14 protein-coding genes and 1 tRNA gene are annotated in these 22,431 nt (G+C 55.4%); 4 read left to right on the top strand and 11 right to left on the bottom strand.

Annotated elements, in window-relative coordinates; genetic code table 11:
* The first annotated feature begins 616 nt into the window (after positions 1-616).
* Positions 617-1,276 (top strand): DUF932 domain-containing protein, encoded by a 660-nt coding sequence (locus tag G5S37_RS12255; protein ID WP_240914858.1) that lies wholly within the window; start codon positions 617-619, stop codon positions 1,274-1,276.
* An 89-nt stretch (positions 1,277-1,365) separates the two neighbouring features.
* On the opposite strand, the gene G5S37_RS12250 is transcribed toward G5S37_RS12255, so the two are convergent.
* The 3 genes from G5S37_RS12250 to G5S37_RS12240 are packed head-to-tail and all read right to left on the bottom strand — an operon-like array spanning position 1,366 to position 14,454.
* Positions 1,366-1,647 carry a hypothetical protein gene (locus tag G5S37_RS12250; RefSeq protein WP_165204227.1) on the bottom strand — a complete coding sequence of 94 codons (282 nt, stop codon included), beginning with the start codon at positions 1,645-1,647 and terminating at the stop codon, positions 1,366-1,368.
* On the bottom strand, positions 1,644-6,914 hold the full coding sequence (locus G5S37_RS12245; RefSeq protein ID WP_165204224.1) for an RHS repeat-associated core domain-containing protein: 5,271 nt from the start codon (positions 6,912-6,914) through the stop codon (positions 1,644-1,646). The genes G5S37_RS12250 and G5S37_RS12245 overlap by 4 nt, the downstream gene beginning before the upstream one ends.
* 10 nt (positions 6,915-6,924) lie before the next feature.
* Positions 6,925-14,454 (bottom strand): choice-of-anchor Q domain-containing protein, encoded by a 7,530-nt coding sequence (locus G5S37_RS12240; RefSeq protein ID WP_165204221.1) that lies wholly within the window; start codon positions 14,452-14,454, stop codon positions 6,925-6,927.
* 335 nt (positions 14,455-14,789) lie between these two features.
* Here G5S37_RS12240 and G5S37_RS12235 point away from each other — a divergent pair, with 335 nt between their 5' ends.
* Together G5S37_RS12235 and G5S37_RS12230 are read left to right on the top strand one after the other, a co-directional pair.
* Entirely contained in the window at positions 14,790-15,110 is a 321-nt protein-coding gene (locus G5S37_RS12235) for a transposase (protein WP_165201705.1), read from the top strand.
* The gene (locus G5S37_RS12230; protein ID WP_165201609.1) at positions 15,107-15,961 is read left to right on the top strand and encodes an IS3 family transposase; all 855 of its coding nucleotides are present in this window, start codon (positions 15,107-15,109) and stop codon (positions 15,959-15,961) included. The genes G5S37_RS12235 and G5S37_RS12230 overlap by 4 nt, the downstream gene beginning before the upstream one ends.
* A gap of 615 nt (positions 15,962-16,576) precedes the next feature.
* On the opposite strand, the gene G5S37_RS12225 is transcribed toward G5S37_RS12230, so the two are convergent.
* Positions 16,577-16,876: a transposase gene (locus G5S37_RS12225; RefSeq protein WP_240914857.1), complete on the bottom strand. Its 300-nt coding sequence runs from the start codon at positions 16,874-16,876 to the stop codon at positions 16,577-16,579.
* Between G5S37_RS12225 and G5S37_RS32520 the strand changes: the two genes are divergently transcribed.
* Complete coding sequence (locus G5S37_RS32520) at positions 16,877-17,230, top strand: hypothetical protein (protein ID WP_240914856.1); 354 nt, start codon at positions 16,877-16,879, stop codon at positions 17,228-17,230.
* 154 nt (positions 17,231-17,384) lie between these two features.
* On the opposite strand, the gene G5S37_RS12215 is transcribed toward G5S37_RS32520, so the two are convergent.
* The 7 genes from G5S37_RS12215 to G5S37_RS12185 all read right to left on the bottom strand — a co-directional run bounded on the left by G5S37_RS12215 (position 17,385) and on the right by G5S37_RS12185 (position 22,324).
* Positions 17,385-18,077: an IS630 family transposase gene (locus tag G5S37_RS12215; protein WP_165204213.1), complete on the bottom strand. Its 693-nt coding sequence runs from the start codon at positions 18,075-18,077 to the stop codon at positions 17,385-17,387.
* Positions 17,992-18,468, bottom strand: a complete 477-nt coding sequence (locus tag G5S37_RS12210) for a helix-turn-helix domain-containing protein (RefSeq protein ID WP_165204210.1) — start codon at positions 18,466-18,468, stop codon at positions 17,992-17,994. Before G5S37_RS12210 ends, G5S37_RS12215 begins: the two co-directional genes overlap by 86 nt.
* Before the next feature lie 275 nt (positions 18,469-18,743).
* Positions 18,744-18,833: transfer RNA gene (locus G5S37_RS12205), tRNA-Ser, on the bottom strand.
* Positions 18,834-18,963: 130 nt separating this feature from the next.
* Positions 18,964-19,194, bottom strand: coding sequence for a zinc ribbon domain-containing protein (locus G5S37_RS12200; protein WP_165204207.1), 231 nt, complete (start codon positions 19,192-19,194; stop codon positions 18,964-18,966).
* A 39-nt stretch (positions 19,195-19,233) separates the two neighbouring features.
* A complete protein-coding gene (locus G5S37_RS12195; RefSeq protein WP_165204205.1) occupies positions 19,234-19,695 on the bottom strand; it encodes a 3-hydroxyacyl-ACP dehydratase FabZ family protein in 462 nt (153 codons plus the stop codon).
* A gap of 163 nt (positions 19,696-19,858) precedes the next feature.
* Positions 19,859-20,599 (bottom strand): outer membrane lipoprotein carrier protein LolA, encoded by a 741-nt coding sequence (locus G5S37_RS12190; RefSeq protein WP_165204202.1) that lies wholly within the window; start codon positions 20,597-20,599, stop codon positions 19,859-19,861.
* Positions 20,600-20,728: 129 nt separating this feature from the next.
* Positions 20,729-22,324, bottom strand: a complete 1,596-nt coding sequence (locus G5S37_RS12185; protein ID WP_206026418.1) for an MFS transporter — start codon at positions 22,322-22,324, stop codon at positions 20,729-20,731.
* Positions 22,325-22,431 lie beyond the last annotated feature (107 nt).

The following is a 22,431-nucleotide window of genomic DNA, read 5'->3' as shown; positions in this document are numbered from 1 at the left end:
CGCCGTCGCGCGGGACGCAAGCTGCAACGCCAACCTCAGGCCACAAACTCGTTCATCTTAAATATGGCGGACAGGGAGGGATTTCGAACCTAGCAACAAGCTCATTTTTCGAAGATTATGAATCCTTAAGAGGCCATTTCACTAGGAGAATCGAGACAAGTGTTTTTCCAAGGGTTAATAAGAATCACTCACCATCAGAACTTTTCAGAACCTAGCCCGAAATTTCCGAGCGAGCGCAAGCTGTGGTCGGGCGGCGGAGTGAAGACTATCCTGCTCCTCACGGTGCTTGCTGTCTTGGTAGCTGTCACTACCGTGACTGCGAATGATTGTCACAAGCCGGGGCCCGTTAGCGGAGGACCGCCTTGAAGCGACGCTGGCAAGTACCTTACGCCTTCCACTCCAGACTACATCCAATGCGTGCGTGCGGCCTCTGGTACAACAAGGCTACTCCGCGGACGCTGTATGGAAGTAGCGACACCCGCCGCGAGGTAGAGAATCTGCAGGGAGGGCCCAGTCCGCAGGCACTTATCCAAGCCGGTTGGCCAGAAAGAACCAGCTTCGCGCTCAACGATCCCTGACCGAGAACTGCCGCCAGTGAATGACCCTGTGGCGGAACATGGCAGAACCCCCTAGACCGACCGAGGACCTAAACAGAGACCACGTCAGCGAAGTCCAGACCACCCTCTCCAAGACCAACCTCACCATTGGCACTGTCGCTCACAGCCTCAGCCACAATGGAAGCAGGTATTTTGGTCTGATGGAGGTGCAAGGCAAACAATCCTCAGACGATTACACCTGGGTTCTCGGCCTCAGGAACAGCCACGACAAAACCTTTCCTGCAGGTCTCGTTGCCGGCGCCAGTTGTTTCATTTGTGATAATTTGTCGTTTTCTGGAGAGGTCAAATTCGCCCGGAAACACACCCGACACATCGTTCGTGACCTGCCTTTCATCACCGGTAGAGCCATTGGTCAATTGATGGAGAAATGGCATCACCAAGACAAGCGCATCGCCGCCTACAAGAAAGCTGATCTCGACGACATCCAAGCCCACGACCTTGTCATTCGGGCTACTGATGTCGGCGTGTGCGGCAACCGTCTGATTCCTTCTGTGCTGCACGAAGGGCGGAAACCTCGTCACGCGGTATTTGAAGAGCGGAATGTGTGGAGTCTTTTCAACTCGTTCACGGAGTCTCTGAAAGACGGCAGTCTCGCAGAGTTACCGAAAAGGACCGAAGCTCTCCATGGTCTGCTGGATGTCCATGTGGGGTTGAATTGACTCCAAGAAAGAAGTCTCTTTCTTTAAGCAGCGGTTGACGAGATAGCACCAAATCAGCCTAGAAAGGCTGATTTGGCAGCCACCCTTCGTCAAGGCATATGCCTCAAACAACTTCGAGCATCTTCGCTGCCATTTTTTTCAGCAATTTTCAACCAGTATAAAGCCTTATCCTGTTCATATACGCAGTATAAGTAGTACTTATATAACCGTTCCGAGCTCACCATATCTCCAGCAAGCGCCGTCCCTTCCAACGCTTTGCGCTCACCGGCTTCTATAAAAAATTCTTCCCTACCTGTTGTTGGCGGCTGTTCCTTACAATTAACCAACAACAACCACAGCATGCAAACAAGTGACATTTGGAGGCGTTTCATATTCCCTCGGGGATCCTTGGTGGAAAAATTGGGCGTCTCGAGCCAGCTTTCATAACTGGCTTATGCTCATAATAATGCCCCCAGTTCTCACCCCTTGGCGGGCCAAGATCACTAAGGTGGCAAATATTGGCATTCCCGATATTGGTATAACCATCATCCCAATACCAAATATACTGATCGGGAGCCCACACCGTTACACCCAACTCATTCGCCAACTGCTGCGCAAAGTTCGGCAAGCCATCCCTCCGTGTAGCGCCAGTGCCACAAGACATCAGATAGACGGGTCGCTTGCCGTCAAATTTTGGGTGAGCTCTTATGAGGCTGGCAAGTTTTTGGGGGGACAAGTCCCTGCGATTAGTGTCTAGCATGCCCATCGGATTCCCATGCCCTCCTACAGTGATAACTTCTAATAGTCCATTAGCAGCCCGATTGGCACTATCGTATATTCTTTTTTCGCTCGGGCTGAAAAAATTCATGTCAACTAAACCCAGAAAGTCGACCGAACCGTCTGTGCTATTCCCTACGTAACCATAAAGGTTTACGCCCCCAAGCTCGCCAATTGGATCCTCGCTCAGCCATCTGCCGGTCCCCGGATCATACGCTCGAAACGGCGCCAGAACCACCCCACTCACATGATGAAAGTGCCCTGTGTAGCCCCATTGTGTGTTCAGGTCTCCACCCATTTGAGTGCGCTGGCCCCAGAGATCATAAGTATATCGAGCCCGTATCGCAGCCGTGTTGTCAGTCAGTTCGCGAACACTCCCCAAGTGGTCTCGAGTGTAATAATAGTCGCCGGCATTTGACCCACCAACCCACTCTTCACCACCGCCATAAAATCGCCTTGTGACACTGCCAGCATTGTCCCGTTCCTCACACAATATCAACCCGCTCCACACCCACTGTTCTGCCCAAGTTCCATTCACCTTTTGAGCGACGCGACGCCCTATACCATCATAGGCGAACTCGTATACGTTGACTCCTTGGATGATCTTGACCAGCCTGTTTTCGGCATCCCATTCAAATGTCCGCAGCCCATCCGTCAGGGTGTTTCCATTGTCATCATAGGTAAAGCTGCGAGATCCTGGGCTTGTTACAGTGACTAACCAAGATTTGGATGTCGCGTTAGGCACTGGAGCAAAGTCGCTGGCCTCCACTGTGACCGTGTTGGCCCCGGGAACCACGTCGATCCAAGCCTGATAGTTGTTGGACGTGTCAGTGGTCGCAGCGACGCCATTCACCGTCACCGATGCAGCTTCGTCTGTGCATCCTTCAACAAGAAGCTTGCCCCCGCCAGTGGTGGCCGTCAGCTGATTTCGCTGATTGTATGCAGCTTGCACGACAACGTTGCCCTTCTGATTTGACACGCGGTTCCCGCTGCGATCATACTGGAAAGACGAACGCTCAAGAATCGTAGTAGGGCTGGCCGCCTCCACCAAAGTGGCTGCGGTAAGCTGTTGAATGGCGTCGTGCAGCAAGTTGAACCTAGTGGCCGGGGAACTCCCCACCTGCTGTTGCCAGGTGACCAAGTTGCCATTCGGCGTATACGTGTAGTCAAATCGGCTCAAGGTGCTCGCCGGATTGGTGCCATCGCCCAGATTTTCACTTGTCTTGAGCCGGTGATCACCGACAGCATTGAAATAGTCGAACAAAGTTTTCTGGCCATTTGGATACTCAACATCAGCAAGTCTTTCCGTCTCGGCCACGTAATTGTAAACAAAGGCCCCTAAGTTATTGACTTCACCCACGGGCCGTCCGAGCGAGTCGTAAGTCCAAGTGATCAGACTTTCATTGCCTACCGAGCCGATGTTGCGTGTCTTAATCCGCCCAAGGGCATCATAGGTGTAAGCAATCAGATCCGAATTACCCGCACGAGGACCATCTTCCGTACTCACCCGCAACGCGCCCAAGGAGCCCACAGGATGATAGGCGTAGCTCGTGGTCCCAACGCCATCGGTCATAGTCAAAACTCGACCCGGATATTCCGAGTCGTAAGTGAAGCTCACCGGAGCTGTGGCCACCGTGGCATTGCCGTAGGACACCTGCTTCACCTGACCATCCAGAAAGTAGCTAAAATGCTTCACTTGTCCCTTACTGTCAGTGATGGAACTCAAGCGACCACTCAGTGACTGATACGTGAAAGCAGTGGTCTTGCCGTTGGCATAGAACTTCGCCGTATTGCGTCCCTGTTCGTCATACTGCCATCGGGTGAGATTGCCCCTTCCATCCACGAGCTTTTGAAGTGCTCCACACTTGCACCACTCAAGCTGCATGGTGCGAGACAGCGCATCGACGATGAGAACAGGTTTCCGGAGAGCATTGTGCCATGTCCGTGTCCATCGGCCTTCCCGATCCTTTTGTGCGAACAGATCAAGCTTTTCGTACACGATTTGTTCTGTAGTCGTATCGGGATAGGTGATCAGGGTCACGCGATCCATGTCATCGTAGTCAAAAGTCGTGGTGTACCCGCTGGAGTCCGTGACGGTGCGAATCCTTTGAAATCCGTCAAAAGTGAAAGCAGTAGTCGCACCCGGGAGAGCCCCCGTGATAAGCTTCACCTGACCGTAGCCATCATTGGCCGCATTAGTCTCATAGGTGAAAGTGGTGATGTCATTCAACGGGTTTGTCACTGTCGCCACTTGACCAAAGGCGTTGTAAGTAAAGGTGGTTGTCTGGCCAGCCGCATCAGTGACTGTCTCCATCCGGTGAGCAGGATACCCGGGGTCATAGGTTGCCGAACTCAGAGTTTGATACACGCCCCCTACCTTTTGTTTGACCGCCTTTACGTCGATCAAATTGGTTTCATATTCGATAGCTGTGTCCCTGCCCAACTCGTCTATCATTCGCGTGGTATTCCCTGCATCGTTGTACTCGAACTGACTGAATGCTGAGACATGTGCGCCGCTTTCATCTTCTATTAACCGGGCACTGAGAATCGGCTTGGCGCTAGTACCCAGGCTGTTGATCTCTGTTTGCCCGGGATAGCGGTACCATACCCGACTTCCATAGGCTGGCTTTTCACCTTCCAAGACTCCAGACGCAACATCCGCTCCATCCACTTGCAACCAATGGTATAAATGCGCTTTGGAGTAGTCGCCCGCAGCATGATACATGGCTTTGCGACTCCAATAGAACGTATTGCGATCATCCATGTCCTCAATGTAGAGATTGTATCCGGTATCAAGGGGAACTTGAGTAAGTGGAATTCTGTTCGGGATTTTCGTCATGTACGACCCCAGATGATACTCAATGCGCTCCTTGCCTCCTTGAGGGTCCGTGGCCTCAATCCAGCGAATCAATCCATAAGGGATATTCGGACTGCCAAAGGCGAACGTGGTTCGCCCATAGGGGGTGACAAGGGCGGTAATCAGTCCGCTCCCGTCGTATTCAAAGGAGGACTGCAACCCAATAACATCCGTGATTGTCGTCAGCCTTTTGGCTCCGGAGACGGTTTGATAAGTGAACTGCGCTGATCTTCCAAACGGGTCTTCGATCTCCGTCACGAGGTATGGTTCGCCCGGCTCCTGATATTGCAATGTGGTTACGAGGCCAGTTGCATCAACAATCTCCAGCAACCTTGTTTCGTAACCAGGTGTCGTGTCGTAGTTCAGTGTTACAGCATTTCCTTGAGGGTCGACCACCTGGGAAAGAAACACCTTTCGCGCCGGTCCCGTAGTGCCGATGGCGTGAGCATAGACCATTTTGGAGCCGTCGGGCATGCGGCGTTCATATGAATTCGCAGTAAGCCTCGCGAGGATGGTGTCCCAACGGCGGTTCTTACCAAAGATCAGGGTAGTCGCATTGTATCCGGTGTGGGTCTCCGCGCCGCCCCCTGGCAAATTCACCTTGATATTTGCTCCAGGGACTCCCGGGTTATCCTCTAGATAGGAGCACCATTCATTCTCCCACTGGGGGGAGAAGTTGGTGAAAGTCATTGTGGATGGCTGCCCAGCCTCCTTCATGTTGTACGAAACTTTGAATGCGACCGAGGGTCCTCTTGCTGCGGAATAGCCCACGGGGATGTCAAAAATGTGAAGTCCAGCAAGCATCGAGTGGAATCGATAGGTGGCCATGCCGTGACCATCTTCGCATGCGTCGCAAGTCACAGGATCGCAACCCGTGGTTTCATCAGGATCGCTGTTGCCTGAATGTCCCTTGCCGAAGAGCGAAGCTCCCTCAGACATGGATACCTTGCTCCAGCCTTCCGGCAAGGGACCTTCTGGAACAAGAAAATATCCGGAGCTGTCTGAGTCGAGGGCGGCGGAGGTGACCCAAGTGTCGTTTCCGAAGGTGGGATCCTTTACCAGATAATTGCCATCCTGCTCCCGAAGCAAGGCACCGAAGTGATTGACCTTCCAATGAACCACAGCCGGGGTGATGACTCGACTTCCCGGTGAACGGCGCGCAACCTGCATGGTCATGCCAAGCTTCGCCTCTGCAAACTCGCGTAACCTGGTGAGCGAAAATCCCTCACGAGGTGACGCCACCTCCTTGTCGTCCAAGAACCCTTCCTTCGCCTTGGAGTACTTTTGTACGTAGATCAGATTTAGCGCGTAGGGGCCACAACGAAACGCGATGCCCGGGCGGTTCTTCATGTTCCAAAGACCTTCGCGAGCCCGGTCGATTTGGATCAGTGCGTTGCCTCTGAAGCTCCGGCTTTCCACCTCCTTCAACAGGGATTCAAGTTCTTCCATGCGCCCGACGCGCGCAAGCATGACAGCCAACTCCGATGCAGCGATGGTGGCAAGCTTTCCCCCCTCTGGGTTCTTTAGACCCTTGGTTTCTTCCCACAGTGTCTGCCAGGAAGCCAGCGCCTTGGAAAAGTAACCTGTTTCGTAGTAGATATACGCAAGATTAAGCCGAACCCCTGGTGTCCACACCGATCTGGGATGCTTCACCAGGAATTCCTCCAACTTCGTGTAATCGTCCGTAGAGGAACGTTTCAGCCACCCCCCTAGCGCGCTCATCAATGCCGCACGGTCGGAAGGCGAATCTGAACCATCAACGGGCATAAGCGGCTCCCTGAAACCCTGGAACGCCATCACCTCCTCCTTGGTTGACTTCGGAGACAGTCGAAGTGGCACCACCTTGGTCTCCGCCTTTTGCAACGGAGCTACGCGCGCCACCTTCTTCGATGGCGCTTTGGTTCTTACCGGTGGTGGTGGCGTAAAAGGTTCGACTTTGGGCTGATTCTCGATCTGGCCATAGCACAAGCCAGCATTCACAATCAGACACAGCAAGCCTGCAGTTCTAAGTACCTTGGTTGTCATGAGGGAGGATTTAGAGGGGCGTCGCGCTACCGGGCGAGTCCAGGAAGATTTGAGGGGGAGTCGTATCCATCGGGCTTCCGGACGGCGCTGTAGACCGGGTGGGATCCAATGGGAAGACATCCACCCCATCGTTCACACCGTCGCCGTCCGTGTCTGCCACAAGCGGGCTGGTGCCATTGGCGATTTCGTCAAGATTACTCACTCCATCGCCGTCACTATCGCTTGAGAGCGGGTTAAAGCCGATGCTCAAGGACATCCCGTCCAGAAGTCCGTCACCGTTGGTATCCGCCACGCTTGCATTCGTGCCGACAATCAACTCCCTGACGTTACTCATGCTATCACCATCATCGTCGCCGGTATCCTCCGGGAGAATCGGACCCGAGATGTTCAGAGCTTCGAAAAAGTCTGAAGTGTTGTCATCATCAGAATCCGCGTCATTTGGAAAGTAACCCAATCTCATTTCATAGTAATTGGTCAATCCATCCCCATCCGGATCACCGGTATCCAATTGCGAAAGGTTGCCAAAGAAATACTGCTCCCACGCATCGGCGAGATCATCGTTGTCAGAATCCGGGAATTCGTTTGGCCACTCCGCAGCCAGCACATCTACAAGATCTGTCGTTCCATCATTGTCGGTGTCTGGTTGCGTTGGGTTCATTCCCCAAGCCAATTCGTAGAGATTCGCCAGCCCATCTCCATCACCATCATAGGTCTCGGAATAGCCAAGGCTTGAATAGAAATGCTGTTCCCAGACATCCGGAAGCCCATCGCTATCGGTATCAATGAACTCATCCGCCCCAATATCAGGGCTGGAACCTCTCGGGTTACCCTGAAAATCTACCGTTGGTCCACCCGACCCCAGCGACGTTCCCGCATCAATTGCAGAACTTCCCAGACGCAGGAGGCCAAATGCCGGGTCCAGACGTGGATTGCTGCTTATTGCCCCAAATTCTCCCCCAAGAACAATACTGTTTATGACATTTACAGATGCCAATTCGCTGGACCAGATCTGCGAGCTTCCTGCGGGTGCGCCCGTATTCCAAACCACCGAGTTGCGCAGTCGCAATTTAGCCGAGGCATCAACCGCGATACCAAGACCCTCCACCGGAGGTGAAGCGGACCAACTCGGTATAGCATTGTTACCAAAGAATGTGCAATGATCAACAAGGCACTCACCCTTGGAGATGTACATGCCCGCCCCCCTGCTCTCATTATTGTCCCTGATGATGCAATTAACCACTCTCGCTCGCGATTGATCAGAAGGAAGACCCACCGATATGCCGATGAAGCTCAACTCAGGCAGCTCATGCCGAATGACGAAGCCATCGACGACCACATCAGAATGGCTGATAGTCAACGCAGGTGCCAGCCCAGCTCCAAGCAAAGGAGGATTCAATGTACGCTCGCCAAGTAGGGCAATGCTTTTGTCTTCCAATCTAATCGTTGTATCGGGTGCCCAATACTGCCCCTTCTTTACGTAGATGACCTTCCAATCACCTGGCTGACTATTGATTGCTTCAACCGCATCGAAAACGGTCTTTTTGACGGTCGCTGTCTCTGGATTGACGTCTGGATCGACAGTTATGTCCGGGACCAGCACCTCCGCCACCGCAGCGTCTGTACCACGATGGTACTCGTAAATATTCGGCACGCGGTCTCCATCCTTATCGTCCAGCGAGTCTCTGGGCTCGAACGGATCGAGGCCCTTGGTTATCTCGTATCCGTCGGGGATGCCATCATCATCAGTATCTGCATCATTCGGGTTGGTGCCAGCCGTACGTTCCACTCCGTCATTGGCCGCGTCGCCATCGGCATCCGCGACTAAAGGATCCGATCCGAATATAAGCTCATCCAAATCACCGAGTCCATCACCATCGCCGTCATCAGTGTCGTCATGGCTCAGGTCGCTAAAATGGAGCAATTCCCACCAGTCTGGCATACCGTCGGCATCGCTGTTGATACATTCATCCGCACCAATGTCCGGTGGGCTGGTACGAGCCTCACCATTTACGTCCAATGAGGGAATCGAGAAGGTTAGCCCACCGGTGGGATCAACGGCCGGACTTCCAGGGAGAAGATGTCCTGTCAGAGTTAGCAGCGGATCAGCCCCCGAGGCGCCATGCTCAGCACCGAGGACAATCGAATTGAACACTTCAATCTGTGTACCCTCATTGCCTTCGATTTGCGCCCCACCCGTGGGGACATCTGTGTTCCACACGATGGTATTGCGCAAACGCAGCCTTCCGTTGTTGAACACATAGATGGCGTTGCTTCCGATTGGCTCCGGACCCAGAAAAATCGGTGATCTATTGCCAAACACGGTGCAGTGGTCAAGCCTGCACTCCGAGGAATTCACATTGATCGCTGATCCATCAGAAGAAAGGTTGGACGTGATGAAACAGTTACTAAACTTCACTGCCTCCGTATCGCCTGCAAAAACTTCGACACCTCGCCCATAGGTGGAACTCGGGTGCCGGATCACAAACCCATCCATCACGACATCTCCTACATTGAGAGTGACCGAAGGAGTGTACGAAGGAGATTCGATGATGGGCAGTTTACTTCCCTCTTCACGACCCAGTTCACCCAGCAGTACCATGCGTTTGTTACTTAAAACTACGGCCTCGGCATAGCTGCCTTGCTTGACAAAGACAATCTGCCAGTCGTCGACGGCAATGTTGGCTGCAGTAATGGCGGCGCCGATTGTCGTGTGGGTCCCTCCCCCCTCGCCATCAACTATGAAGTCTGGCACCAGGGTTTCCGGAGTTCCAGCCGCCGTGCCCCGGTGATATTCATAGAGATTAGGCACACGGTCACCGTCTTTGTCGTCCAGCGTATCCCTGGGATCGGTCGGACTCAGGCCTTGGTGAATCTCATAGCCGTCGGGCATAGTATCACCGTCGGTGTCGGTAACCGAAGGATTGCTTCCTGCAGCAGCTTCATCTCCATCATTCGCCCCATCGCCATCTTCATCTGCTATGGCAGGATTCGAGCCAAACACAAGCTCGCCTAAGTCATTCAACCCATCTCCATCACCATCTGCGGTTCCATCATGAGTCAGGTCACCAAAAGTCTCCTGTTCCCAAGCGTCCGGCATGTTGTCTGAGTCGGAGTCGAGCCATTCATCCACACCGATGTCCGGCAGAGTCCCGGTTGGGCGGGGTTCATTGTGAAGATCTCTGCCTGAGGTATAATAGGCAACCGCCGCGTCAATTGCAGGAGAACCCGGCTTCAAAATTCCACTCTGTGTGAGCAAGGGATCCGCAGAAAGATTGCCCGTGCCAGTATAACCGCCCCTTACAATGGAGTGACCTACGGTCAGGCTCCCCGGGTCCTGAAACAGGAACTCGGTCGAAAGCGGATTCCAGAAGATGGAGTTGTAGACACCGGTGGTTCCGCCGTCGCCATAGATCCCATGGCTGTCGTTCCCGGCAACGGTGCAGTGCATTACCATCAAATCAGCACCCATGTTGAAGATGGCTGCTCCGCCTTCCTCAGAGGAATTGTTCAGGAACAAGCAGTTAATGATCGCCGGGCTGCCACCTGAAGCGCAAACCGCCCCGTAGTCGTTAGAGGTGTTTTTGATGGTGAACCCCTCCAACACCGAATTCCCATAGAGAGTGATGTAGGAATCTTCCCCTTCACCATCAATAATGGTCGCGGCAGCGCCTTCTTCTGAAATCATCAACACATTGTCACGCAGGACAAACTCGAGGTTATCATCGTCTGAATACGTGCCGGGTTTTACCAGAATGATTTCATAGCCCCTGGCGTCCTCTGCCGCGTCCTGAAGTTCGTTGGAAGAGCTGGGCCCATCGGGATCGATGATGTACTGTGGCAGAGGAATCTTTGTTGCATCAAAAGGGTCGGTTCCGTGCTTCACCTCAGTGATATTGGGGTAGCGATCTAGATCCGCATCCTCCTGGGCATCGGAACGCGAAGGGTTTAGACCTGCAGCAATCTCCTCGGCATCGGTCATCCCGTCGCCATCAGTGTCCAAATCAGCCACAAGAGGATCTGTGCCAGACTCATATTCATCCAGATCATTCACTCCATCTGCATCACCATCCCCAATTCCATTGTGGGACAAACTGCTGAAAGTCTCTAGTTCCCAGGCGTCGGGGAGATGGTCTGCATCGGTGTCGACCCATTCATCCACACCAATATCCGGCAGCATTCCCACAGGGCGGGGTTCATGGTGCAGATCCCTGCCGGAGGTGTAATAGAAAACGGCTGCGTCAATGGCGGGTGAGCCAGCCTTCAAGGTTCCGCTCTTCGTGAGCAAAGGATCAGAGGAAAGGTTCCCAGTGCCGGCATGACCGCCCCTTACAATCGAGTGCGACACATCCAGAGTTGCAAAGTCTCCCACCCGAAACTCAGTGCCGAGGCGATTCCAGAAAATTGAATTGCAGACAGTGGTGGAGCCACTATCGCTATAGATTCCATGACTGTAGTTCCCAGCAACGGTGCAGTGCATCACCATTAGATCTGCACCGTAATTGGCAATGGCCCCTGACGAGCCTTCAGTGAAATGATTCTGAATCAAGCAGTTAACAATCGTCGGACTCCCCTCCCAGGCGGTAACAGCGTTCCAGTAGAATGTATTCCTGATTGTAAAGCCTTCTACTACTGCGCTCTCCCATAGGTCGATACCATATCTTTCTCCCTCACCATCGAGGATAGTAGAGGCGGGACCGTCTTCCGAAATAAGCAAGGCGCTGCTGTAGACTGTGAATCCCACATTATCCCACCCCGTATAGGTACCCTTTTTCACCAGGATGATCTCATAGTCGCCAGCTTCCCATGCGGCGTCGGCAATTGCCGTATGCGTCCCACCCCCACTGGGATCCACCACGTACTGGGGCTCTGGAACTTTGCTCGCATCCTGCGGATCCGATCCATTCTTTACCTCGAAAATATTGGGATACCGATCGTGGTCATCGTCTTCGTGGGCATTTGAATGCGAAGGATTGAGTCCTGCAAGGAACTCCTCCCCATTAGTCATTCCATCTCCATCGACGTCGCCACTTGCATCATGGGTAAGGGTGCCGAAATTTGCTATCTCCCACCAATCCGGCAAAGTATCGGAATCGCTATTATAGGAAACCTGGATGGAAAGAGCCGGAGAACGCGCCGTTTCCAACCCCAAGCTGTCCGTGCCGATGGCACGCAATTCATAATTACCGTACGTCCAAGGGGTGAACCCAAAGGTATAGGGAGGAGTTGAATCCGTACCGACCAGCACACCGTGATGGTACAGCGATACGGATTCCAGCTGGGTTTCTCCTGGAATTTCGGTCACCGTTATCGATTGGGTTTGCCCCAGGGACATGGTGACGGGGCTCGAAGCCGGGCTCGTGATCTCCACTGCGGGCGCCTCGTGGAGAACGTTCAGGCCTTTAACCTGTACAGGGGAATAGGCTTCTATGTTCCACGGCAGTCCTTCACCAAATTGCCCCGAGTCGTTCCCGCCGAAGGCAATTAGAGTGCCATCCTCCTTGAGGGCGACGGTGAAACCGCCCCCACCTGAGACGTGGGTAAGGTGGTGTCCCGTGCTGCCATCCCCTAACGTTCCAGCAAATGATGATCCTCCTTTTGCCCACAACTCACCATTCGACCTCACCGCGAGCGAATGATATTCTCCAGCCCCGATAGAGACGACATCGTTCAAGCCGCTGACCGGAGTAGCAACGTTGAGCCACGAGTTGGTGTCGTCATCAAGCTGGCCTTGGTCGTTGGCTCCCCACACCCACAGCGTGCCATCCGACTTCAGAGCCATACTGTGCTCGTACCCGCAAGCGACAGCGATCACATCGGTGAGAACACCGCCGCCTTGGACACGGACCTGCACGGGCACGGAACTGGGATCCCAGCTGTTGTTTCCCAGCTGACCGCTATAGTTGCTTCCCCATGCCCACACCGTCTTATCAGATTTCAAAGCAAGGCAATGCTCGCCTCCTGCCGCAATGGCAGTGACATTAGTGAGCCCACTAACCTCCACGGACGTCAGCGGAGTGATAGTCGTACCATCTCCCAACTGCCCTTTGGAATTATCTCCCCAAGCGCGAACTTTTCCGTCAGTTTTGAGAGCCAGTCCATGATAGTAGCCCGCAGCTACCTTAGAAGCACCAGTGATACCGCTCACCTGTACGGGCGTAGAGCGGTTCGTGGTAGTGCCGTCTCCCAATTGCCCAGAGCTGTTGTTCCCCCACGACCATACCGTGCCATCATCCTTCACAGCTACAGAGTGGTGGGCATTGGCTGCCGTCGCGATTACATGAGTCAATCCCGTCACAGGCACTGGATTAGCTTTGCTCTGTGAAGTGCCATCACCCAACTGGTGGAAGCGGTTGAAGCCCCATGCCAAAACAGTACCGTCATGCTTTAAAGCCAGCGTGTGGGCATTCCCTGTAACCACCTGTTTCACGGCACCAACCCCAGTCGACTGGACCGGCGCGTGGGAAGCAAAGGTGCTGTCGTCTCCCAGTTGCGCGGCGGCGTGATTCCCCCACGTATATACCTTTCCGTCAGCCGCAATGGCAGCCGAATGATCATATCCGGCGGCGATGGCCACCGCATTGCTCAGTGCATTCACCGGTACTGGCGTATTGCTCGAGGTCTTGGTGCCGTTGCCAAGTTGTCCATTGAAGTTTAAGCCCCAGGCCCAGACGGTACCATCCGACTTCAGTGCCATCGTACTTGACCATGGCCCTGCATCCACTTCCACAATTCCTGACAATCCCGGCACCGGCATTGGTGAAGAACTGGAGGTGTAATTCCCGAGTCCCAGCTCACCAGATTGATTGCATCCCCAAGTCCACACACTGCCGTCAGAAAGTAGGGCGATAGCATGCCCCAAACCATACCACTGTCCGCGGCAGGCCACTTGAACGGCATTCGAAAGAGTGCCAACTTGCACCGGCGCATGCTGTTCGGTGGTGGTGCCATTGCCGAGTTGTCCATATCCGTTCGCACCCCAAGCCCACACAGAACCGTCGCTGTCTTTGATGGCCAGAGAAAATTTGTCACCTGCGGCAATAGCTTTGACTCCGGTGATGGTGGTGAGTGCTACCGGATGCAACCTCTGCGTGGTGCTCCCGTCTCCGAGCTGGCCATTCTGATTGGCTCCCCATGCCCAGATGGTGCCATTTTCATCGAGTGCCAAGGTGTGGGCATATCCGGCTGCCACTGCCACAATGTCACTCAAGGCAGTGACCTGGACTGGCGTAGCCGAATTGTTGAGCGTGCCATCTCCCAAGATCCCGCCACCATTGCTGCCCCACCAGCCACCATTGACGCCCCAAACCCATACCGTGCCATCATCCTTGAGCGCGACATTGTGATGGGCCCCGACCGCGACAGATATCACATTCGTCAGGGTGCCGATCCTCACAGGGACGGGTTCCAGATAATCCGAAAGTCTACTACTGGGGTCCCCCCACATTTCGTCAATATTGTTCATTCCCCATGCCCATACCGTTCCACCTTCACCAATGGCCACCGTGTGATTCCAGCCAGCGGCGATTCGCTTATTAACCATGGTGGATTGACCTTGAGCAAGATGAGCCCCTCCTATGAGTCCGAACGCCAGCGACAGGGCCATAACCCAGCTCCGCAACCTGCCTGATATGGGGCGATTGCACCCCTTGTTGGTCTGATTATGCGCGGCGGATTTTTCCTCGGTGAAAAAATGCATTCCGCCGTGGATACAAAGTCCCCCACAGATTCACAAGGGATTTTACTACGAAGTCCAGGTAAATTTTTTACTTATGCGAATGCAAATCCGCAATCGCAAGCGCAACAATTCTTCATGAAAATCCGCAAGTCCCGTGAGGTGCGCTAATTTCTTGGACCACGGGATAAGAGACAAGCCGTATGAGTACCGTGACCCGAAAAAAGCGTTACAGCAGTGATTTTAAAACCCATGCCGTGGAGTTGGTCCGCATGGGCAAGAGTGTGTCCGAGGTGGCTGAAGAACTCGGCATTGGCACTGGCATCCTTTACCGTTGGACCCGGTCCCAAAGGCAGCCGGTGCAGCTCGTGGGCGCAGACCAACGAGCCGGAGGCGAGGAGGGCGAAGCCAACGAGCTGCACCGGCTGCGGCGTGAAATCGCCAACCTGCGCCTGGAGAACGACATTTTAAAAAAGGCCGCTGTCATCCTGGGCACGCCATCGCCGTCCAAACTCGCGAAATGATCCTGCAACTCCAGCGCCAGACCGGTGGGAGTGTGCGCAAGATCTGCGACGTCCTGGAGCTGCCCCGCAGCAGCTTTTACCATGCGGCAAAGCCTATCTCACGCCATGAGCAAGACGCTCGCCTGGGGGAACTCATCGAGGAGATCTTCAAACGCAACCGGTGCCGCTATGGCTACCGCAGGATCCATGAGGAGCTGTGTGACCATGGCATCGTGTGTGCGCCTTCGAGGCTGCGCCGCATCCTCAAAACACGGGGCCTCAAGGCCATCCAACCCAAGAACTACCTGCCCAAAACCAGCGATGGCCGGGCAGACCGTCCCTCTTCCAATCTGCTGGCCCAGCAGCCCGTGCCGCAGAAGCCCGGCGAGGCCTGGGTCGCAGACATCACCTTCATTCCCACTACGGCAAACTGGCTCTATCTGGCCGTGGTCATGGATTTGGGCTCGCGTCGCATTGTGGGCTGGAGTCTCGCATCACATATGCGTGCAGAACTCGTCGTCCATGCCTTGGAACAAGCCCTGCAAACCCATCCCAAAGCCAGCGGCATTGTCTTCCACAGCGACCGGGGCAGCCAGTATGGCAGCACTGCCTTCCGTTCCGTGCTCACGCGTGCCGGCCTGCGCCAGAGCATGTCGGGGCGAGCCAACCCCTATGACAATGCGTGGACAGAGTCCTTCATGGGTACCCTCAAGCGCGAGATGCTTCAAGGAGGCCGCTTTGAAGATCTCACCGATGCACGACTGGAACTCTTTGAGTACATCGAGGGCTACTACAACAACCAGCGCAAGCACTCCGCCATCGGTTACCTCACCCCCAATCAGTTTGAGACCCAATCCAGAAACCTAAACTAAGACACTCGCTGGTCCAAAAATGCGTTGCACCTCACCGTGAGTTTCGCACTCAGCCTACATCGAGCAACCCTCCCCCAACTATCAAACAACCGGTAAGCAGAATGCACTAATGCGGGATCCTCACGCTGAATTCGGGTGATTCTCGCACTACCCTTCTGAGCCCACTGCCGGAGTCCATACAGCACATCTTCTTTGGTGGCGTACGGATAGACAGCCAGAGTATCAAACTTCACCCCGAATTTCCGACACGCCTTTCTCCAGTTTCCGAGGCGATTGGAAACGAGATGTCTGAATCGGTCCTTCAACTCTTGAGCTGCTTTTGTTCTCTCGTGGCCATGCATTGATGCCGCCCTCTTCATCTCGGCTTTCAGCTCGTCGAAATGCTTCGGGCCATACTTCGGAGTTCTGAGCCATACCTGATTCGACTCAATGCCGGCTGCCTGCAGAGCTTTCACGTAACTACCAAACCGTCGATAGGCAGCATTGTTGAGCACCATGTCTTCCCGGCTGACCGTTGCCTGGGTACCGACTTCCCAGCTCTGCCCCTCTTTTTAGCCTCCGAATGACTTCTGATGCACCCAAGTGTTCTCCTAGGTCGTGTCTGAAAACCTGTATTTAGGATCTTAGCCAGTCAATCACTGCGGCGAAGTGAATAAGGGACAGGAAGTTCTGAGCGAGCTTGTCACGACGGGTGGCGGTGCAGCCCCATCGTTTCAAGCGGCAGAAGAAGTTCTCCACCCGGTATCGAGTGCGGTAAAGTTTCTTGGGGATGCGCACCTGATGTTTGCGATTCTTCTTGGTGGGGAAGCACGGTTGATGACCCAAGGCGCGTAGTGTGTCGCGAAGTTTGTCATCATCAAAACCCTTGTCCCCCACGATGCGCAGATTACATCCCGCTCTGATTAGATTGACCACATGACGTCCTTCGTAAGCCTGTCCTTCAATGAGCGCTGTGTTGACCAAGCGACCTCAGGCATCGGTCAGAGCCATGAGCTTGGTGTTGCGTCCACCACGAGTCTTTCCCATGGCTTGTGCGGCAGCACCGCCAGCGGGATTGGCCGCGCATTGGTGCACCAGGATGTGAGTGCCATCCACCAAGCGCACCAGACCGCGGACTCGGCGCGTGAAGACCTCCAGGATTTTGAATCAAAGGCCGTCTTTGGCCCAGCGGCTGTGCCAGCCGTGAATGGTGGAGTACGGCCCGAACCGCTCTGGCAGGTCACGCCAGGGCCCTGCGTTGCGCAGGCGATAGAACAGGCCGTCCAGTAACAGGCCCAAGTTAGTGCGAGTCCGCCCGCCTTGATTTACCTGGGCACCACCATTTTTGTGAGCCGCTTTTTCAGCGGCTCCCACCAGAGAAATCGAACTTTCATGTCGTTCCTATGCTGCCACCAAATGCCCTCTGAGCCACGTTATACCAATTTTAGTTAAAAACAGGTATAATGCTCGGAGAGGAAGCGTTTACGGTGCGCTTGATCCACCCATGGATGAGGCTGGTGACCTTGGTACTATGTTGACGGTAGTTCTGGAGAGCGACAGTGAGGCGTGACTGCAGATTACCCAGGGAGTCAAAGGCTTGGTTGCACACCTCATCGCGCAGTAGATCCCAGAGGTTTTCCACTGGGTTGAGCTCAGGGCTGTAAGGCGGCAACGTAATGACGTGCACATGCTCCGGCAGCGTGTGCACACCAGGCTTGGGATGGAAGCCAGCTCCGTCGTAGATGATCACATGTTCAGCTGCTGGCTCAGAGGCGGCGATCTGTTCAAGGAACTTCCGCGTCACCGGCAGTTCCACGCCGCTCCAGTAAGCCACCTCCATGCTGCCCTGCGTGCATTCCTGCGCGGCAAAGGCATAAAACCATTCGTAGCGCTGCTGCGTGGGCACGACCGGCTTGATGCCTGGCAGGGTCCACACCCGGCGTGCAAAGCCGTGCAAACCAAAGCGTCCCTCGTCCTGCAACCAAATCCTCACCGGCCGCTGGCGCGGCACATTGAGTTCATGCAGGCGTTCGCGCAATGCCTCGCGAAACTCAGCGGCCTTGGCGGCGTCGTGCTGGCGGTGCTGCGGCCGAGGCACGCGCAACACCGCCGCTAATTTTCCCAGCCAGTAATACACTGCCGGCTGGCTGGCTCAAGGTGATGCCCCACTGCTCTTGGATCCATTGCCCAATCTGGGCGGCGGTGCGATGGGATCCGCGCTTGAGTTCGGAGCGCAGTTGCTTTTGCTGGGCAGGGTCCAATGCAGGCACCGCACCAGGAGCACGGCGTCGCTCCAACAGGCCAGACACGCCGCCTTCTTGCAGCTTGTCGATCCAACGCTGCACGCACGAGCGTGCCCGCCCCACTGCCTCGGCAATCTCGTCGAGATTCAACACTCCTTGGGCGGCCAGCAACCCCGCCTGCAGGCGCTCTTTGTCCCTGGCGCTGCCGGCTCGCTTGCTGGCTTCACGCAACTGCACGGCAACTTCCTCACTGATATTCCATTTTCGCGGTCGTCCTCGCTTCATACACACCTTGTAGCAAGTCACACGCCGTTTGCCTCGATTTTTACCCAATATCTACTTCATTTGGTATTACAGGGTGGCACAGACCCGAAACCTCCCGCAAACCGCCTTGGAAATGGGCAACTCAATCGACATGATCCGCCGTCATTATTTCGAGGCGGTCACGCACGCAAAAGGTGCGGAATGGTTCGCAATTCACCCAATAGAGGGAGAGCGGTCAGAACTTGTCAGAACCGGGTGAGACTCACCTCATAACTCTCTCATAATCAATTCACTAGTGGCGGACAGGGAGGGATTCGAACCCTCGGTACTATTTCTAGCACACACGATTTCCAATCGTGCCCGTTCGACCACTCTGGCACCTGTCCGAAATCGATTTGGCGGGCAGCCACATTGCCCGCAGCCGGGCTCGCTGCAAGTCATATCTGTACTTTGCAGCAAAATCTTGCGGATGAACGGTCAATGTCAGCCCAAGATGGGTGCCCAGACCGGTTCAGCCTAGTGGCAACCGCAGCCGGTACCGCACCCGCCGCCGCCCGAGGAGGAAGCGGCACTGGTGCCGGCACTCAGGCCCATGAGCCCGGCGCCGCCGGTGATGACTCGCACCACGGGTTCGCCGGTGTCAGGATGGCGCGTGAGGGGTGCGTCCTTCATGCTCTGCTTCACTTCGAAGCGCTTGGGCTTTTCGCCCTCAATCTGGGGAATGGTCTCGTAGACGTAGGTAGCCATGGGTGATGTGGGCGAGTCTCGCATGAAGGGACGCTGCCTTCAAGCGGCAGGCGCTGGGGGCGTGGCGCTGCCTCCGCTCATGGTCACCTGTCCTTCGGCGATGACCTTGTCCCCCACCCTCACGCTGCCGCTGGCCTGCACGAGATTTCCCATGCGGCCCTGCACCGTGGCCTCAATCTGCAACGTCTCACCCGGTGTGGCGGTACCGAGGATTTTCACATTCCGAACCGCTGTGAGCCGCAAGTCGGGCATGGGAGGAATCTCAGGATCGCTCTGCAGGGCCACGCCCGCGACTTGGGCAATCGCCTCCACCATGATCACCGCCGGCAGGATGGGCTGCGCAGGAAAATGCCCTCGCAGAAAATCCTCGGACCCCTTCAGCAGATACGTACCCAATGCGGCCTTTCCGGGCACCAGTTCCAAGATGGCATCCACAAACCGGAACTCGGGTCCGTGAGGAAGTGAGTCGAGGGGATTGGCTGCTATGGGAGGATTTTCCATCGGGTTGATGGTCTATGGTTGATAGTTGATAGCCTGAAACACAAAGCATCCAAGTGCAGGTGAATCGAAGGCGCCGTCCATATAGGACATCAGCAGTTGGGAAATCGCTGAATGCATTCCTGTTAGGCTATCAACCATCGCCCCTCAGCCATCAACTCTCCCCCTACTCGCCTTTCTTCACCTCATACCCGGCAGTATCCACTTTGAATGTATCTGCAGGCACCGCCTTGTTCAGTGTGTAGCTCCTGATGACCGTGCTGAGGCTGGAACCATCACGCATGTGGAGGGTCATGGAGCGCAGGGCACCGTCCTGGGTATTCACGGCGAGTTGAAGCTGGCGCACCACCAGGGACGTGCGGCGGTCGCGGAAGGCGAGGTCGAATTCCCAGAAGCCCGGGTTTGAGGCATCCACGCGCCAGTCCTTGAGCTCGAAGCGCTGCTCGAATTCCGCCAGCGTGGGCGTGTGCATGGCCTCCATCATCGAGGAAAAACCTTGCCCCTTGCCCTCTTTCTCCTTCTCGAGGAGTACTTCCTTGGTCCAGGTCTGCGCCTCGTTGTCCGCCACATTCACCACCATCATGCCGCCATCTGCTCCACGCACGGCGATGAGTGTGGGAGGCTCGCCAATCTGCCAGCGGAACTTGCCTCCCTCCCTCACGATCCAGAGCTCGCCAGGCTTGCGTAAAGGGCGCTTCACATTGCGCAGATTACGCAGTTGCTCGAAGTCCGCCGTCACCGTCTTCGCTTTCGAGGAGGCCGTCATCCACTGCTGGAGCGCGGCCCTGGCTTCCGCTTCGGTGGGGTCTGCAGCATACGCGTGAGAAGCTGCGCTGAAGACAGACAACACGCCGACAGAGACAAGGCACAGCCCAGTCACGGAGCGAAGCAGGCGAGAAAAACTCATGCCGCCAAAGAACGCGCATCCGCGTCACATGCAAATGGGGTGTGCCCTACTTTGCGACTGGCTCCGTCGTGTGAAAACAAAAAGGCGGCTGACCGAAGCCAGCCGCCTTTGGGATTCATGATGGAAACGTCACGCTTCCATGGGCGCATTGACGCCACCGGTCACTCGCTCGGTTTCGATCGAGACCGGCTTGTAGCCCCCGATGGCCCTGAAGTAGAGCAGCAGCAGCAAGTAGATCACGGCCATCGCGGCAGGGATGAAAGCGTCAGCCTTCAGCGTGCGGCGGTCACCCGCGATGCTCGCGGCCACCACGGTCTTCTGATCGGCCGTCTGCTTGTCACCAGCCTTCTGGGCTTCGCTAAGCTTGGTGCCATCGAGACCATGCACTGCTTCCAGGGAGAGGAACTTGCTCGGCTTCTCAGCCTTGTACTGGGCATAGAGTGCCTGATTCGACTTTTGCAGCTCTTCGCCAGCGAAGCGGTCTTTGGCATAACCAAGGCCAGCCGAACCCAGCAGACCCGCGGACATCATGCCGCAGCCGCCCATGATGGACATGGCGATGGCACCCGTACGAGGGAAGCGGTCACCCACCACGGCCAGCATCGTGGGCCAGAAGAAGGTCTTGCCAAGAGCGTAGACGGCGAGTGCGAGCATGGCGCCCACAAAGGAGGTGATGCCGCTTACGAGATTCAAGCCGACCACTGCCAGCACGGAGCAGATGAGCAGGATGCCGATGGGCGAAATCTTGAGGTTCTTCTCAATGAAGTGTGCGCAGAAGCGCAGGGAGAACATCAACAGTGAGGTGAACACGAAGAGGATCTTGCCCTGGGCAGGACTGAGGATGTTGCCCGTGATGTTCTGAATCCAGCCGTCCGTACCAAGCTCAACCGCACCCACAAGCACGTGCGTGACGAAGAGAACAAAGAGAAGAATCGAACCGAGCGAGAACTTGGTGATGATGGCCACACCAGCGAGGATCACGCCGCCAAGGGCGTACGAGAGCCACACCGGAAGCTGGAGTGCGTTCTGGAAGAACAGCACCAGCAGGAAGCAGGCAACCGCCGAACCGAGGATACCCACTTCCTTCATCATTTCGCCGACGCTCAGGCCCTTGGCCGAAGCTTCCGATTTCGGGAACTTCTGGCCCATGAAGAAGATGCCGTAGATCACGGTGGGAACGAGGAAGATGCCAAGCTGCAGCTTCCAGTCGAGCATGAGGCGATCTCCCAGGAACCAGCCGACAAGGCCACCAAGCACAAGACCCGCGGGCCAGCTGGCGTGCAGGATATTCAGATAATGCGTGCGGTTGTGGGGGAAGAGCGTCGCGACGAGCGGGTTTGCCACGGCTTCAAGCGTGCCGTTCGCCAGCGCGAAAACGAAGGTGCCCCAGTAGAGGTAGTTGAACGCCACGTCCTGTGCCTGCCCCTTGGTAGCAGCAAAAGTGATGAAGGCTGAGAGCACGTGGAAGAGGAAAGCGGCCACCACCAGCTTGCCGTATCCGATTTTGTCCACCACGACGCCGCCGATGATGATGCCGAAGCAGAAACCGGTGAAGCCCGCTCCACCGATGTCACCCAGCTGAGCACCTGTGAACCCGAAGTCCGCGCCCCAGTTGGCCAAAATGCCGCCTCGGATGCCAAATCCGACGCCAGCCGCGAGGATGGCCATGAACCCTGCCCAAAGCAGGCGTTTTGCGTTCGGGGCAATGCCCACGTCGTTACTCATATTTTATTGTGTTGGTTGGATGGATGGATGCGTGGTTGCTGTCTTGAAGAATGGGGCAAAAACAAACGTGGCGAAGGGCCGACTCCTTCAGGGCAGCGCGGTTTTAT

Source organism: Roseimicrobium sp. ORNL1 (assembly GCF_011044495.1).
In the GTDB taxonomy this organism is placed as follows: domain Bacteria; phylum Verrucomicrobiota; class Verrucomicrobiia; order Verrucomicrobiales; family Verrucomicrobiaceae; genus Roseimicrobium.
The sequence above is the reverse complement of the archived record's forward strand: the minus strand, read 5'-3'. Positions and strand labels throughout refer to the sequence as shown.

Bases quoted from the DNA above. Each gene is read 5' to 3' on its own strand.
- G5S37_RS12230 (WP_165201609.1), top strand. From the start codon at position 15,107: ATGATCCTGCAACTCCAGCGCCAGACCGGTGGGAGTGTGCGCAAGATC.
- G5S37_RS12240 (WP_165204221.1), bottom strand. From the start codon at position 14,454: ATGGTTAATAAGCGAATCGCCGCTGGCTGGAATCACACGGTGGCCATT.
- G5S37_RS12200 (WP_165204207.1), bottom strand. From the start codon at position 19,194: ATGGCTACCTACGTCTACGAGACCATTCCCCAGATTGAGGGCGAAAAG.
- G5S37_RS12195 (WP_165204205.1), bottom strand. From the start codon at position 19,695: ATGGAAAATCCTCCCATAGCAGCCAATCCCCTCGACTCACTTCCTCAC.
- G5S37_RS12255 (WP_240914858.1), top strand. From the start codon at position 617: ATGGCAGAACCCCCTAGACCGACCGAGGACCTAAACAGAGACCACGTC.
- G5S37_RS12235 (WP_165201705.1), top strand. From the start codon at position 14,790: ATGAGTACCGTGACCCGAAAAAAGCGTTACAGCAGTGATTTTAAAACC.
- G5S37_RS12245 (WP_165204224.1), bottom strand. From the start codon at position 6,914: ATGACAACCAAGGTACTTAGAACTGCAGGCTTGCTGTGTCTGATTGTG.
- G5S37_RS12210 (WP_165204210.1), bottom strand. From the start codon at position 18,468: ATGAAGCGAGGACGACCGCGAAAATGGAATATCAGTGAGGAAGTTGCC.
- G5S37_RS12185 (WP_206026418.1), bottom strand. From the start codon at position 22,324: ATGAGTAACGACGTGGGCATTGCCCCGAACGCAAAACGCCTGCTTTGG.
- G5S37_RS32520 (WP_240914856.1), top strand. From the start codon at position 16,877: ATGACGTCCTTCGTAAGCCTGTCCTTCAATGAGCGCTGTGTTGACCAA.
- G5S37_RS12250 (WP_165204227.1), bottom strand. From the start codon at position 1,647: ATGAAACGCCTCCAAATGTCACTTGTTTGCATGCTGTGGTTGTTGTTG.
- G5S37_RS12190 (WP_165204202.1), bottom strand. From the start codon at position 20,599: ATGAGTTTTTCTCGCCTGCTTCGCTCCGTGACTGGGCTGTGCCTTGTC.